The 13,848-nt window shown below is 74.8% G+C and carries 8 protein-coding genes; 4 read left to right on the forward strand and 4 right to left on the reverse strand.

The genetic code is table 11. The features are described 5' to 3' along the window. Positions 1 to 35: 35 nt before the first annotated feature. The gene (locus WME96_RS19785) at positions 36 to 977 is read left to right on the forward strand and encodes a pyridoxal-phosphate dependent enzyme (protein ID WP_437291651.1); all 942 of its coding nucleotides are present in this window, start codon (positions 36 to 38) and stop codon (positions 975 to 977) included. A gap of 60 nt (positions 978 to 1,037) precedes the next feature. Here WME96_RS19785 and WME96_RS19790 read toward each other — a convergent pair whose 3' ends face one another. After that, entirely contained in the window at positions 1,038 to 1,820 is a 783-nt protein-coding gene (locus WME96_RS19790; RefSeq protein ID WP_437291652.1) for a carbon-nitrogen hydrolase family protein, read from the reverse strand. Positions 1,821 to 1,910: 90 nt separating this feature from the next. Then, on the reverse strand, positions 1,911 to 2,357 hold the full coding sequence (locus WME96_RS19795) for a response regulator (protein ID WP_061619297.1): 447 nt from the start codon (positions 2,355 to 2,357) through the stop codon (positions 1,911 to 1,913). 265 nt (positions 2,358 to 2,622) lie between these two features. Between WME96_RS19795 and WME96_RS19800 the strand changes: the two genes are divergently transcribed. Next, positions 2,623 to 7,104, forward strand: a complete 4,482-nt coding sequence (locus tag WME96_RS19800) for a protein kinase domain-containing protein (RefSeq protein WP_437291653.1) — start codon at positions 2,623 to 2,625, stop codon at positions 7,102 to 7,104. A 69-nt stretch (positions 7,105 to 7,173) separates the two neighbouring features. Here WME96_RS19800 and WME96_RS19805 read toward each other — a convergent pair whose 3' ends face one another. Beyond that, a complete protein-coding gene (locus tag WME96_RS19805) occupies positions 7,174 to 8,463 on the reverse strand; it encodes a hypothetical protein (protein ID WP_437291654.1) in 1,290 nt (429 codons plus the stop codon). A gap of 247 nt (positions 8,464 to 8,710) precedes the next feature. Further along, positions 8,711 to 11,500, reverse strand: a complete 2,790-nt coding sequence (locus tag WME96_RS19810) for a transglycosylase SLT domain-containing protein (RefSeq protein WP_437291655.1) — start codon at positions 11,498 to 11,500, stop codon at positions 8,711 to 8,713. A gap of 339 nt (positions 11,501 to 11,839) precedes the next feature. Here WME96_RS19810 and WME96_RS19815 point away from each other — a divergent pair, with 339 nt between their 5' ends. Both WME96_RS19815 and WME96_RS19820 read left to right on the forward strand, forming a co-directional pair. Beyond that, the gene (locus WME96_RS19815; RefSeq protein WP_437291656.1) at positions 11,840 to 12,322 is read left to right on the forward strand and encodes a MarR family winged helix-turn-helix transcriptional regulator; all 483 of its coding nucleotides are present in this window, start codon (positions 11,840 to 11,842) and stop codon (positions 12,320 to 12,322) included. Positions 12,323 to 12,683: 361 nt separating this feature from the next. Next, a complete protein-coding gene (locus WME96_RS19820; RefSeq protein WP_437291657.1) occupies positions 12,684 to 13,847 on the forward strand; it encodes a hypothetical protein in 1,164 nt (387 codons plus the stop codon). The last annotated feature ends 1 nt before the right edge of the window (position 13,848 follow it).

Below are 13,848 nucleotides of genomic sequence, written 5' to 3' on the forward strand. Positions count from 1 at the left end.
ACGTCGGACGCTGGCCGCGCTCCGATGCCCGTCCCATGAGCCCGCTGCCCACGATCGAGGACATCCGCCGCGCCGCCGCGCGCATCGCGCCGCACGCCCACGTGACCCCCATCATGACCAGCAGGACGATCGACGGCATCGCGGGGGCGCGCGTCTTCTTCAAATGCGAGAACCTGCAGCGGGCCGGGGCGTTCAAGTTCCGCGGGGCGTGCAACGCGGTCATGGCCCTCTCGGACGACGAGGCGCGCCGCGGCGTCGCGACCCATTCCTCGGGCAACCACGCCGCCGCGCTCGCGCTCGCCGCCCGCATCCGCGGCGTCGCTGCGCATATCGTCATGCCCGAGAGCGCGCCCGCCGTGAAGCGCGCCGCCGTGGAGGGCTACGGCGCCCGCGTCGTGACCTGCGCCCCCACGCTGCGGTCGCGCGAGGAGACGCTCGCCCGCGTGCTCGCCGAGACGGGCGCGGTGCTCGTCCACCCCTACAACGACGCGCACGTCATCGCTGGCCAGGGCACGGCCGCGCTCGAGCTCGCGAGCCAGGTGGAGGACCTCGACGCCGTGGTCGCGCCCGTGGGCGGCGGCGGGCTGCTCTCCGGCACCGCGATCGCGACGAGCGCGCTGTCGCGCGCGCGCACGATCGGGGCCGAGCCCGAGGCGGCGGACGACGCCGCGCGATCGCTGCGCGAAGGGAAGATCCTCCCCTCGAACGATCCGACGACGATCGCGGACGGGCTCCGGAGCTCGCTCGGCGAGCTCACCTTCGCGGTCCTGCGCGCGCAGGGGGTCGAGATCGTCACGGTGAGCGAGGCGGAGATCGTCAAGGCGATGCGCGTCGTGTGGGAGCGGATGAAGCTCCTCATCGAGCCGAGCGCGGCGGTGCCCGCGGCGGCGGTCCTCCTGCGCAAGGTCCAGGGGGCGCGGATCGGCGTCATCCTGAGCGGCGGCAACGTCGAGCTGAGCGCCCTCCCGTTCACCTGAGCGAGCTCGGACGACCGCGCCAGCCGCCCCGCGCGGCGCGACGGCGCGCGCCGAGCTCCCTCAGACCCTGGGCGGATCGTGCGCGAGGCGCAGGGAGGCGCGCACCACGCTCGGCCCCGGGTCGCGCGGCGCCGCCGCGACCGTGCGGCCGCGCGCGTCGAGGATGCGCGAGCCGCCCTGGCCGTGGAGCGCCGGGCTGGAAGGCCCCCAGTTCGCGTTCACGACCGCGATGCGGTGGCGCCGCGCCAGCGCGGGCAGGAGATCGGCGCGCGCGTCGCCCTCCCCGGGCGGATCGACCCAGGCGGTCGGGAAGAGCAGCAGATCGGCCTCGTCGAGCGCGCCGCCCGCGTCGTCGGAGACGAAGTGGATGTCGAAGCAGATCGCGGCGGTCACCTTGGCGCCGTGAAGATCGAGGACCGGGGTACCGAGATCGCCCGGAGTCGCCCAGCGCTCCGGGAACCACGGGTGGCGCTTGCGGTAATGGCCGATCCGGCGCCCGTCGCGATCGAACACGAGCAGGCTGTTGTAGACGTGGCCCCGGCTCTCCTCGACGAGGGGGCCCGCCAGGGCGATCCGGTGCGCGCGCGCCAGCTCGGCGAGCCGTCGCGCGGACTCACCGTCGAGCGGCTCGGCGAAGCGGCGCAGGTCGCTGTGGCCCCGCGGCGAGACATAGCCGGTGACGATGAGCTCGGGCAGCAGCGCGAGCTCGGCCCCCCTCGCCGCGGGCGAGCCGAGGAGACGGTCGATCTCGGCGAGCGAGGCCCGCGGGTCGCCGAAGCGCTGCGGCAGCTCGAGCGCGACCACGTCGAGGCAGCGGGCGATCACCGGGGCCGCCTGACGCATCCGCCCCGCCACCACGCGCCCGCTCCGCGCGGCGGCGATGCGCCCACGTCGCGCTGGACAGCGTGGCGCGAGGGCACCGGGCGCCCTCCGCTAGCGATGGCTCCGGGCCGCCTGGAGCTGATGGAGGCTCACCGCCAGGTCGACCTGGCGGCGCAGATCCGAGGCGATCCAGGGCTTCGTGATGATCCGGAACGTCGCGCTCTCCCGGGAGATCTTCTGGATCTGCTCCACGTCCGTGGGCGCGCAGACGAGCACCGGCACGTAGCTCAGCCCCTGCCGGCGCAGCTCGCGCAGCAGCGCGAGCCCGCTGAAGTGAGGCATCCGGTAGTCCGCCACGACCACGGAGGGCGGCTCCTTCACCGCCGCTGCGAGCGCGCGGCGCGGATCGCCGAAGGTGCGGACCTGGTAGCCGGAGCGGAGCGCCCGCTCCATGAGGTCCAGGTTGCTCTCCTCGTCGTCGACGGCGTAGAGGAGCGTCCCTTGGCCCCGACCACTCGAAGGTGGCGGCATGCTGCCGGAATGCGGGGCATTGCCCATCGAGCGCGAGGGTATCAGACCTCGTTGTCCCGCACCACGCGCTCAAGCCGAAGTAATCCTGGTTGCCTGCATCACGGCCAGCGCAGTGGGGCGAAGCACGTCACGCCGCGGCACGGCAGCGGCGGGCGCCGCGGCGACCCGATCGGGCTCCGCTGTCGCAGATGCTGTTGCTCCGGACAGCCTCGACCGCCGCGAGCGACCAACCTGGGGCGATCGCGGCGTTCGCCGTCCACTCCGGCGGCGTTCGGCGGTAAGAGATCAAGAGATGTCCGCTCGCGATGGATTGCTCGAGGTCGGCGCGCTCGTGGACGGCCGGTATCAGGTGCTCGGCCACCTGGGCAGCGGCGGTCATAGCGTCGTCTACGAGGCGCGCCAGATCGTGACCACCCAGCGCGTCGCGCTCAAGCTGCTGCGGCCCGAGGCGCTGCGCCGCTCGCGTGAGTCCGGCTCCCTGGAGGCGCGCTTCGAGCGGGAGATGAAGGTCATCGCCCAGCTCAGCCACCCGAACATCGTGCGGCTGCTCGACGCCGGGCGCCTGCCCGAAGGCGAGCTCTACCTGGCCCTGGAGTACGTCGACGGCGAGACGCTGACCGCGCGCTGTCAGCGCACGAGGGGGATCGAGCCGAGCGAGGCGAAGCGGCTGATGCTGCACGTGCTCGACGCCATCGGCTTCGCCCACGAGCGCGGCGTCGTGCACCGCGATCTCAAGCCCCACAACATCATGGTCGCCGGGTCCGGCAAGCGGACGCACGCCAAGGTGCTCGACTTCGGCATCGCGGCGCTCATCGGCGAGGCGCGCTCCGCCGACTACCGCGCCCTCACGCCCACCGGGGAGTTCAACGGGACGCCGGCCTACATGGCCCCGGAGCAGCTCGTGCAGTCCACCCCGACGACAGCGGCGGACATCTACGCCTGGGGGCTCACCTTCCTCGAGTGCCTGATCGGCGCGCCCGTCATGCACGAGGCGACCCTCGCCGAGGTCATCTTCCGCCAGCTCAGCCCCGAACCGGTGCCGATACCGCGCGCCCTCCGCGGCCACCCTCTCGGCGCGCTGCTCGAGCAGGCGACCGCCAAGTCGCCGGCGCACCGCGTCCGCTCTGCCCGCGAGGCTTACGAGTTGCTGGAGGCGTGCGACGTGACCACGATCCCGTGGCCCCTGCCCCGCGACGCAGGCCACGCCAGCTCCGCGGGAGAGCGCGGCGGCGCGCTGGAGCAGCGGGCGATCGTGACGCGACCGGCGCACCAGGTCGAGGCGAGCCAGGAGACCCAGCTCGTGGCCTCCGAGGACTTCGGTCCGCCGGCGGTCCCGGCCCCCAGATCCGTCGAGCAACAGCAGCAGGACGCCCGGCTCGGCGCCGCGCCGACCCTCGCGATGGCGGGCCGCAGCCTCGGCTCCCCCGAGCCGCCGAGGCCGATCCGCAGCCCGTCCCTCCACCCCGGCGACCCCGATGGGTCGCTGACGCCGGTGGCCCCGAGGATCACGTCGCCGCCGCGCCCGAGCGTCCTGCCCAGCACGCGCCAGGTGCCGGCCACCGGCCGCGGCGAGCGCCGCCAGCTCACCGTGCTCGTCTGCGGGCTCGCCAGCGCCGAGCGCATCGCGGACACGGTCGACGGCGAGGTGTTCCACGAGCTCGTCCAGATGTACCAGGCCGCGTGCGCCCAGGTGATCGGGGCGCAGGAGGGGGTGTTCCTCCGCTCCCCCGGCGAGGAGACGATCGCCTACTTCGGCCACCCCGTGGCGCGGGAGGACGACGCCCTCCGCGCCGTGCAGGCGGCGCTCGATCTGGTCGAGCACATGTCGCGCCTGAACGCGCGCGATCTCGTGCCGCTGCCCCTGTCCGTGCAGGTCGGCGTGCACACCGGGATCGTCGTCGTCGCCGACAGCGACGCCGTCCCGTCGCTCGCCGGCCCGACGCTGAACGCCGCGACGCAGCTCAAGGCGCACGCCGAGCCGGGCACGGTGCTCGTCAGCCGCGCCACGCAGAAGCTCATCGACGGCTACTACTACGTGGACCCGCTCGGCGAGATCAGCCCGAAGGGCGCGCGCCAGCCGATCGAGGTCTTCGCGGTGCAAGGACGCACGACCGCGCGCGATCGGCTGGACGCGAGGATGCAGCACGGGCTCACCCCGCTCGTCGGGCGAGACGACGAGCTCGACCAGATCGCGGCCCGGTGGGCGCGGGCCGCGGGCGGCGCCGGGCAGGTCGTGCTGATGACGGGTGAGGCCGGCATCGGCAAGTCGCGGAGCGTGCGCGCGTTCCGCCATCGGCTGGCCGGGACGCCGCACCTGTGGCTCGAGGCGCGCTGCTCGCCGCAGCTCCAGAACAGCGCGTTCTACCCGGTGATCGAGCTGCTCAACGCGCTGCTCGCGGGCGACCGCGATCGCGCGAGCACGCTGAGCGGAAGGGTGGCGCCGGGCGAGCGCGGCGCGGCGCTGGAGAAGGGCGAGGACAGGCTCGCCCAGCTGGAGCAGCTCCTCGCCGAGGCGGAGGCGGGGCCGCTCGCCGTGCCGCTGCTCGCAGCGCTGCTGTCGATCCCGACCGAGGGGCGCCACGCCGCCCCGGCGCTGACGCCGCAGCGCCAGCGGCAGGAGACGATCGCCTCGCTCCTGCAGCTCTTCCTCGGGCTCGCGGATCGGCAGCCGCTCGTGCTCACGGCCGAGGACCTGCACTGGGCCGACCCGTCGACCCTGGAGCTGCTCGGCCGGCTCATCGACGAGGGGAGGCCGTCGCCGCTGCTGCTGCTCCTGACCGCGCGCCCCACGTTCACGCCGCCGTGGCCCGTGCGATCCCACTTCACGCAGATCTACCTCGCCCCGCTCAGCGCCGAGCGGATGGAGGCGCTCGTCCAGCAGCTCGCGGGCGCCTACGCGACGAACGGCGCGCCGGCGAAGCAGGCGGCGCTGCCGAAGGAGGTGATCCGGACGCTCGCCGAGCGCAGCGACGGCGTCCCGCTGTTCGCCGAGGAGCTCACGCGCATGGTCCTCGAGTCGGCGGCCGCCAGCGCGGGCGCAGCGGAGCGGGCCGGCTCGGCGAGCGCCCCGCAGGGGTGGATGGACGCGCTCGAGATCCCGACCACGCTCCAGCACTCCTTGACGTCGCGCCTCGATCGCCTCGGCCCGGCCAAGGAGGTCGCCCAGCTCGGCGCGGTGTTCGGCCGCTCCTTCGGCTACGAGGCGCTCGAGCTGTGCGCGGGCGGCGCGGGCGCCGAGCCGCTGCTCATGGCGTCGAGCCCCGCGGAGCTGCGCGAGGCGCTCGCGCAGCTCGTCGACGCCGAGCTGCTGTTCCAGCGAGGGCGCCCGCCGCGCGCGACGTACACGTTCAAGCACGCGCTGGTGCAGGACGCGGCCTACCAGTCGCTGCTCCGCAGCACGCGGCAGGTGTACCACGCGCGCATCGCCGCCGTGCTCGCCGAGCGCTTCCCCGAGACGCCGCCCGAGCTGCTCGCGCGCCACTACAGCGAGGCCGCGATGATCGGCCCCGCCGTCGCCGCATGGCAGCGCGCGGGAGAGGCCTCGCTCGTCTCCTCCGCGCACGCCGAGGCGATCAGCCAGCTCCGCCGCGGGCTCGAGCTCCTGAGGCAGCTCCCGGACACGAAGGAGCGGGCGCGCGACGAGATCACGCTGCAGACCACGCTCGGCGTCCCGCTGATGATCACCCGCGGCTACGCGGCCCCGGAGGTCGAGGCGACGTACGCGCGCGCGCACGCGCTCTGCCAGGAGGCGGGCTACTCACCGCAGCTCTTCCCGGCGCTGTGGGGGCTCTGGATCTTCTTCCACGTCCGAGGCGACTACGCGCTGGCGGAGCAGCACGGCGAGCAGCTCCTCGCGCTCGCCGAGAGCACGGGCGACGCCGGCATCTCCCTGGGCGCACACCAGGCGCTCGGCGCGACGCGCTTCCTGCGGGGGCACCTGCGCGAGGCCCGCGAGCACTTCAACAAGGTGCTCTCGATCTACGATCCCGCGCATCACCTGCCGCTCGCCTTCCTCTTCGGCCACGACGCGGCGGCGTTCTCGCTGTCGCACCTCGCCTGGATCGCGTTCCACCTCGGCGAGCCGGAGCGCGCCAAGGCGTCGGTCGACGAGGCGATCGCCCTGTGCGAGGAGCTGAACCAGCCCGTCAGCCGCGGCTTCGTCGAGCACTTCGCCGCCGTGCTGTGCTGCCTGCTCGGCGACTTCGCCGGCGCGGACGCGCACGCGCTCGTGCTCAGCAAGCTCTCCGAGGAGGTGGGCATGCCCCACTGGACGGCGCTCAGCCAGATCGACCTCGGCTGGGCGACGGCTGCGCGCGCCGCGCAGGGGCTCGCCGGCGACGCGGCGCGCGCGCGCCACGCGGAGGGCGCCGCGCGCATCCGCGGGGGCCTGACGATGCTGATGAGCATCGGCAGCCGCGTGTCGCTGACCTACTGGCGGTCGGCGCTCATCGAGGCGGAGCTCGGCGCGGGCAACGTCGACGAGGCCAGCGCGCTGCTCGCCGACACGCTGGCCTTCGTCGAGAAGAGCGACGAGCGCTACTTCGAGCCCGAGCTCTACCGGCTCGAGGGCGAGATCGCCCTCGCGCGCGGCGCGCCGACCGCCGCGGAGGCGCGAGCGCAGGCCGAGGCTGCCTTCCGCAAGGGGCGCGAGATCGCCGAGCAGCAGGGCGCGCTGGGCCTCGCGGCGTACATGTCCGAGCGCCGCGGGGCGCGCGCGAGCGCGGCGGGCGACCCGCTGGGCGACGCGCTGGAAGAGGACCAACGGCGCGCGTAGGTCGAGGCGTCAGCGTAGGTCGAGGCGAGGGCGCGAGGCGGCGCGCGGCGCTGCGCTGGGCGCGCGGCGCTAGAGATCGCCGTGGATGGGCGTCGGCACGCGCCAGGCGAGGATCTCGACGTGCTGGTCGCGGTTGAACGGCCGATCGAGGAGCTTCGGGCAGCACTGCCGCGAGCGGAACAGCTCGAGGATGTAGCTCATGCGCTCGCTCAGCGACGCCCAGTCCTCCGCGCCGCAGCCGGTCGTCGTCTGGTCGTGCGCGTCGTACTCGCGCAGGAGCTCGTAGAGCTCGCGATCCTCGATGGTCGCGAGCTCCGGGCAGTGGAGCGGAGACCCCGGCGGCGCGGGCAGATCGTGGCCGAGCTCGAGGAGCTCGTCCGGGAGGCGCATGGTCATCATCTCCTTCGTGGCCGCGAGGCGCCAGAGCGCCTGCACCTTGTCGAGCTTGTCCTGGACCATGGACCGCAGCGCCTCGGGCAGGCGCCGCCCGGGCGCGCCGACCGTCTCGATCATGCGGCGGATCGGCCCGTTGAGCGCCCGCGCGATGTACGGCTGGAGCCGCACCTGCTCGTGCAGCCCGACGCGCGCGTTGGCGAGGAGGATCAGCTCGGCCTGCTTGTCCCTGTCCTCCGTCAGCATCGCCGCGTGGTAGTGCGCCATGGCGCTGCGGAGCAGCCCCTGCCCGCCGTCAGGCGACGGACCCGGCTGCAGCCCCTCGATCAGGGCCTCCAGCTGCGCCTCGCCGGGCCGCGGGCACGCCCGGTAGAGCTGGATCATGCGGGCGAACAGCGGCCCGAGCTCCTCGAACACCTTGAGGTTGCCGAGCGCGATGTCGGAGCTCAGCTCGGACAGGATCCGCTCCGGCACGTCCATCAGCCCGAGCCCGTGGCCCCACCACGGGGTCAGCGGGTCGAGGGCGCTGATGCGCGGCGAGCTCTCCCGCTCGGACTCGCCTTGGCCGCGCAGCCTGGTGAAGCTGAAGCGCGGCAGGAACGACTCCCGCTCGTCCTCGCCCGAGACGATCAGCCGCCGGAGCACCGCCGGCACCTCCTCGTGGCGGATGAACCGCCCTGCGGTCTTCGAGGCCCACGTGGCGAAGGTGCACCAGTGGGCGTTGCGCCCGCCGAGCAGCTTCACGAGCTCCGCGGAGAGCTCGTAGTAGCACTGCGTGATGAGCAGGTTGCGCAGCACCGGCTGATCCTTCAGCGCGATCACCGCGTGCACCTGATCGAGCAGCGAAGGCACCTCGGAGGTCCCGGCGGGCGCCTCGACGGCAGCCACCCTCGCGGCCCGCGTCGCCCGGTCCACGACGCCGCTGCGCGTCACGAGGGTCGCCGGCCTCGCGCTCTCCGCCGGCAAGGCGCGGGAGGTCCGATAGGCGGTTTCCTCGAACGGTGCGGCGTGTTCGCTCGCTGGCGCCGCAGACATCAGCGGCTTTGCAGGGGTCGTCATTCTCCCTTGCTATCTCCAAGTGATGCCAGGTGTCCATACCTGTCCATAAGTCCATCCTAAGGACCGCGGCCCGCATATGGTGTGCCAAGCGCACAAATCCCTCGGCTTCGGTAGGGGCGCAGCGCTCGCCCCGTGGCCCATTGCAACGCGGGGGTTACGGCGTGGGCGACGCGACCGGCGCGGGCACCGCCGGCTGCGCGGACGATGACGGAGCAGAGGCCTCGAGGGCGCTCCCGCCGGTTCCACCGGGGCCGCCGCGCGGCAAGGTCATGACGCTCACCCGATGGTCGCGGCCGAACGTGCGCGCGACCACGGCGCGCACGTCGGCCGGCTCGACCTCCTCGAGCGCGCGCAGCAGCCGCGGCAAGCTGCCCGGATCGAGCGCGGCACGCAGCCGCAGATCCGTGATCGGCCGAGAGGACGCGGGCGGCGGGGAAGCGGCTGCCCGCCGCGCGAGCTCCTTCTCGAGGTCGATCTTGAGCAGGACCTTCGCGAGGGACAGCTCTTTCCAGGTCGGTCCGGACGTCGCGAGCGACGCGAGCTCGGCGTCGAGCCGCTGCTCCAGCTCCGCGGCGCTGCGCGACGGCGCGGGCGTGAGCTCCACCGCCGCCACGCTCGCCTGCGCGCCGAGCGAGAGCCGGCCGGTCACCTCGGACGCGAGCTGCCCCTCCGTGACCAGGGCCTTCGCGAGCCGCGCGACGCGCGGGCCGGTGAGGATCTCCATCGCCACCCGGAGCGACGCCTCGTCCGCGCTCCCCTCCGCGGGCGCGATCCAGCCGTAGAGCAGCCGCGGCGCCGGCACCGCGTCCTCGAGCGCGAGCCGCTCCTCGCGCGGGTGCGGCCCGACCGGGCGCTCCGGCTCCGAGGCGACGCGCTGGAGGGCGCGCGCGAGCGCCTGCTCGACCGCCGCGCGGGAGACGTCGCCCGAGAGCGAGATCGTCGCCTGGGTTGCGTCGCGCTCGCGCCGGAGCGACTCCGTGAGCAGGAGCTCGCTCGCCGAGCCCGCGTCGGCGCGCGCGCCGACCAGGGTGCCCTCGAGCGGGTGGCCGGCGGGGAACAGCGCCTCGCCGAGCGCGATCCACGACCGGCCGTACGGCGCCCGCTCGAGCGCGCGCCGCGAGGGCTCGCTGGCCTGCTTCCTGAGCTCGGCCACGCGCGCCGCGCTCGCCTCGCCGAGCAGCATCCGGAGCCGCGCCGCGACCAGATCGATCCCGACCTCGAGGTCGCGCGGGGGCACCGTGATCGCGACGCGCGCCTCGCTGGCGAGCGCGGGCCCCGCGGCGACGGCGTCGCTCGCGGACCGCGCCGGGACCGCGACCGCCGCGCTGATCGAGACGAGCGGCGCCGCCGGATCTTCGCGGAGGTCTACCGCGATGCCGCTCGGGAGGCGGAAGCGCTGCACCTGCTCGCGGCCGGCGCCCGCGAGGAGGGCGATCTGCTTCTCGATCTCGGCCTCTCGACCCTTGAGGGCGCCGCGCGCGCCCGGCCCGTCGGCGCCGTCGAAGGGCGACGCCGCGACGAGGCGGCCGCTCCGGATGCCGAGCGGATCGTCCTCGGCGGCAGGGCGCCAGCCCACGCCGCCGCCGATCATCACGATCGGGAGCTTCGCCTCCAGCGCCTCCGGGTTGCCGAGGAGCGGCATCGGCGCCGGCGCCTGGCCGGGCGGGGTGAAGAGCGGGAGCCGGTTCCGGCCGAGCGACAGGGGGCGGGGCGGCAGCGACGCGTCGTCGAGCGCGAGCGCGCCGCCCGCGCCGTACGCCGACGGCGCGGCGCCCAGCGCGGCGGGCGCGCTCCCCGGTGGGTCGGCCTCCTCGTCGAGCTCTTCGTGGTCGAGGTAGGCAGGGAAGAGAGCCATCGCGCGCGCGACGCGGTCGGCGGGGAGCGCGATCAGGTGGTCGGCGAGGCCCGGCGGGACGCGATCGCGCAGGAGCTCGGGGTTGTGCTCGCGCAGCACGGCCGTCGAGACGCCCGCGGCGCGCGCGATGGTGCGGAGCCGCGTCCCCGGGGGCACCGCGACCTCGCCGAGCTCGAGCGGCGCGAGCGGCGCGACGTCGGGCAGGTCCAGCCCGAAGCGCGCGCGGTTCGCCGCGACGATCGCGAACGCCACGATCTGCGGCACGTAGTCCGCGGTCTCCTTCGGGATGGCGCCGGCCTGCGCGAGCTCGGCGAGCCCGATCGGCCCGCGCGCCTCGGGGTCGCGCGCCGCCGCGGCCCGCGACAGCGCCCGGAGGACGCCCTCGTGGCCGAGGTTGTACGCCGCGAGCGCGAGATCCCAGCGGCCGAAGCGCTCGTACAGGTCGCGCAGGTGCGCGGTCGCGGCGTCCGTGGCGCGCGTGAGGCTCATGCGCGCGTCGATCCACTCGGACTGCTCCAGGCCGTAGGCCTCGCCCGTCGTCGGCATGAACTGCCAGAGCCCCGCCGCGCCGGCCGGCGAGACCGCCCGCGGATCGAAGCCGCTCTCCACCGCCGCGACCCAGAGGAGATCCTCTGGCAGGCCCGCCTCGCGGAGCGATCGCTCGATGATCTCGCGGTACGCGCCGGCGCGCCGGAAGCGGCGCTGGAAGACGGCGCGGCCCTCGTCGGACTGGGCGAAGAAGCGGACGAACCGCATCGTGCGCCGCGTGAGCGGGACGTCGAGATCCGGCATCGCCAGCGTGGCGAGCGCCGTCCCCTCGGGGTCCTCGAGATCCTCGTCCGTCGCGGGCTGGAACTCGCGCACGAGGAGCGCCGTCAGCGCGGGCGGCGCGTCGCCGACGGGCAGAGGGCACGCGGCGACCGCGGGGGCGTCGGCCGGCGCGCGATCGAGCAGGCTGGGATCGCGGAAGGCGCGGTAGGCCGCCGAGAACGAGGCGCGCACCGAGGGCGCCTGGCCGACGGCCGCGCCGGAGGCGCAGATCAGCGCGCCGAGCCCGGTCCACAGAGCGGCTCGCCGTGCCCAGCTCATCAGCGCTGATCTTGCGCCGAAACCGTCCGCCAGCGCTACGGCAAAGCGCGGAGACAGCGGCCGTCATGTGCGCTGCTCGACCCGGCGCGCTTCCCTGCCCCTGCCTTCCCCCTTCCCGCCTGCTGCCCCGCCCGCCGATCGCCCTCCCCGGCCCGTCGCCGCGACCCGCGCGTGGCCGTCGCCCTGGCGCCTCCTCGCGGCGTGATCCCGCTCCCGCCCTGCCCCGTTTTCCCGGGAGATCCGCCCCCGCGCCCGCCTCGCGGCCCCGCCGGCGCTGGTCGCGCCTCGCGCGGCCAAGCACTAGCCGCCTGCGTCCGGGCGAGCTAGCAAGCGTCGGCGATGCGCTCGTCTCAAGCCGCACCCCCTCCCGAGAAGAGCTCCCGGCTGGGCGAGGTGCTCGACTTCATGAAGCTGCTATGGGCCGTCGATCACGGCCTGCAGTCGACGTCGAAGCGCATGGAGGCGAAGATGGGCGTGACGGGCCCGCAGCGGCTCGTCATCCGCATCGTCGGGCGCTACCCGGGGATCTCCGCCGGGCAGCTCGCCGAGATCATGCAGCTCCACCCGAGCACCCTCACGGGCGTGCTCAAGCGGCTGCAGGAGCGCGGCATCATCGAGCGACGGGTCGATCCGAACGACGGCCGCCGCGCGCTCCTGGGCCTCACCGCGCGCGGGCGCGAGCTCGACAGCCTCCGCACCGGGACGGTGGAGGCCGCCGTGCGGCAGGCGCTGAAGACGATGCCCCGGCGCAAGCTCGAGGCCGCGCAGGATGTGCTCGCGGCCGTCGCCGAGGCGCTGCAGCCGCAGCAGGACGACGAGTAACCCCGTCGGATCGGGCGCGCGCCGCGCGCGTTCCAGTCAGGGCAGCGCAGATCCGCATGCGCCCGGGAGCCCGCGCCAGGCGCGCGCGGTACGCCAGCGCCGCGCTGCGCCGCGCGAAGGCGGCTCGGCGCGCGGGTGCGCCGCGCGATCTCCGGGAGGCGCGCAGCGCTGCCGCGACCGGCCGACCCCGCGGACATCGAACGGAGGAGCAGCGGTCGTCCCGCACGGCGACCCGTTTCCCGCCGTCCCGGTGACGGCGCGAGTCGCCGCGCCGGACCTGAACAACCCGAGGCCTTCGGCGCGGCCTCTGCCCGGCGCACGCCGCGCCGAGGGCCTCTCATCACCACGCAACGGGGGAACCATGAGGCACTGGATTCTTGGCGCGATCGGCGCGGCGCTCATCGCCGCCACGTGGGGCTGCGGCTCCGGCGAGGGAGCCGGCGGAGCAGCGACCGGCGGCGGCGGCGCACCGACCGGCGGCGGCGCACCGACCGGCGGCGGAGGGACCGGGAGCCAGGCCGCCGCCTGCACGCTCGTGGCCCAGGGCCTGGAGGTGAGCAGCGGCGACGGGATCGCGCCGTCAATCGCCTGGGCCGGGGCGGGCTTCGCCGTCGCCTGGCAGCAGCGCGGCGCAGACGAGGGCGACATCCACCTGGCCGTACTCGACGCGGAAGGCAACAGGCTTCGGGAGGAGGTGATCGAGGGAGGACCGGGGATCTCCAGCCACCCGAGCGTAAACCGCGACGGGCAAGGCCTGCTCATCCTCTGGCAGGACCGGGACGGCACGGGGAGCGTCGTGCGCGGCCGACGGGCCACGCTGGCGGGCGTCGCCGAGGGCGCCGCCTTCGACCTGGTGAAGAGCGGCGCGGCCGAGTCCTGGCCCATCGCCGCCGCGAGCCGGGACGGGGTGCTCCTGGCGTGGATGGATGCGGGCGGAGCGCTGCTCGGCGCGCTCGACAGCGGCGCGCTGGCCAGCTCGACGTCGCTGGATCAGGCGCAGTTTCCGGCCGTCGCAACCGACGGCGAGCGGACCGCGCTGGCCTGGACGCAGGGCGACTCGCTCCTCTTCGCGAGGCCGGGCCAGGGGAGCGCGCCGCTCGAGCCGATCGCGCACCAGGGGGTCGCCGCGAAGCTGACGCGCGTCGCGCTCGGCGGAGACGACGCGTTCCTCGCGTGGGAGGACACCCGCGGCGGCGCGGAGCAGATCCGCGCGCTCCGGATCTCCGCGCAGAACGAGGTGTCCCGCGAGGTCGTCGTCTCGCGGGGCGAAGGTAGCGCGAACTGGCCGGCGCTCGCGTGGACCGGGCGCAGCCTCGCCGTCGCGTACTACCAGTTCCGCGAGCGGTACCCGGCCGTCTTCGTGACGCTCCTGAGCCCCGATCTCACGCCCACCGGCGTCGAGCTCACGGTGAGCGGCGACGCGCCCGCGAGGTACCCGGCGCTGGCCTGGACAGGGCAGGAGCTGGGCATCGCTTACGCAGAGAAGGATCGAGGCGTCCGCCTCTCGCGCGCCACGTGCCGGTAGC

This window comes from Sorangium sp. So ce406, from assembly GCF_051474675.1.
Lineage (GTDB): Bacteria > Myxococcota_A > Polyangia > Polyangiales > Polyangiaceae > Sorangium > Sorangium cellulosum_G.

Excerpts from the sequence above, each read along its gene's own strand:
- WME96_RS19790 (WP_437291652.1), bottom strand. The coding sequence starts at position 1,820 with ATGCGTCAGGCGGCCCCGGTGATCGCCCGCTGCCTCGACGTGGTCGCG.
- WME96_RS19820 (WP_437291657.1), top strand. The coding sequence starts at position 12,684 with ATGAGGCACTGGATTCTTGGCGCGATCGGCGCGGCGCTCATCGCCGCC.
- WME96_RS19785 (WP_437291651.1), top strand. The coding sequence starts at position 36 with ATGAGCCCGCTGCCCACGATCGAGGACATCCGCCGCGCCGCCGCGCGC.
- WME96_RS19810 (WP_437291655.1), bottom strand. The coding sequence starts at position 11,500 with ATGAGCTGGGCACGGCGAGCCGCTCTGTGGACCGGGCTCGGCGCGCTG.
- WME96_RS19795 (WP_061619297.1), bottom strand. The coding sequence starts at position 2,357 with ATGGGCAATGCCCCGCATTCCGGCAGCATGCCGCCACCTTCGAGTGGT.
- WME96_RS19815 (WP_437291656.1), top strand. The coding sequence starts at position 11,840 with ATGCGCTCGTCTCAAGCCGCACCCCCTCCCGAGAAGAGCTCCCGGCTG.
- WME96_RS19800 (WP_437291653.1), top strand. The coding sequence starts at position 2,623 with ATGTCCGCTCGCGATGGATTGCTCGAGGTCGGCGCGCTCGTGGACGGC.